This is a genomic window from Streptomyces sp. DH12, from assembly GCF_020873895.1.
Lineage (GTDB): Bacteria > Actinomycetota > Actinomycetes > Streptomycetales > Streptomycetaceae > Streptomyces.
This window is the reverse complement of sequence record NZ_JAHWGT010001316.1, coordinates 1-425: the sequence shown is the minus strand read 5'-3', so window position 1 is coordinate 425 and position 425 is coordinate 1. Positions and strand designations below refer to the sequence as shown.

Here is a 425-nt window from a genome sequence, read left to right as displayed (position 1 = left end):
CGGCACTGGACGAGCACGCACCCGACGCCGCGTCCTTCGGCGCCGTCCTCGGCCTCGACGGCGCCCTCGCCGAGGACGTGTACGCCCGGGTCCGCGCCAAGCTGGAGCGCGAACCGGTCGAGGACCTGCGCGTCGACTTCGAGGACGGCTACGGCCACCGTCCCGACGCCGAGGAGGACGAGACCTCCGCCCGCGCCGCCCGGCTGGTCGCCGAGGCCTCCGCGCACGGCACGGCGGCCACCGCGGCCCCCTGGACCGGCATCCGCATGAAGTGCATGGAGGCGGCCGTACGCGACCGCGGCATCCGCACCCTCGACATCTTCCTCACCGGTCTGCTCCAGGCCGGCGGACTGCCCGACGGGCTCGTCCTCACCCTCCCCACGGTCACCTACGCCGAGCAGGTCGCCGCCCTGGCACGGCTGCTC

General features: G+C 75.3%; 1 pseudogene. It reads left to right on the top strand.

Features of this window, described 5'->3' with window-relative positions:
* Nucleotides 1-425: pseudogene (locus LPA54_RS39860) on the top strand (aldolase); the annotation flags it as partial.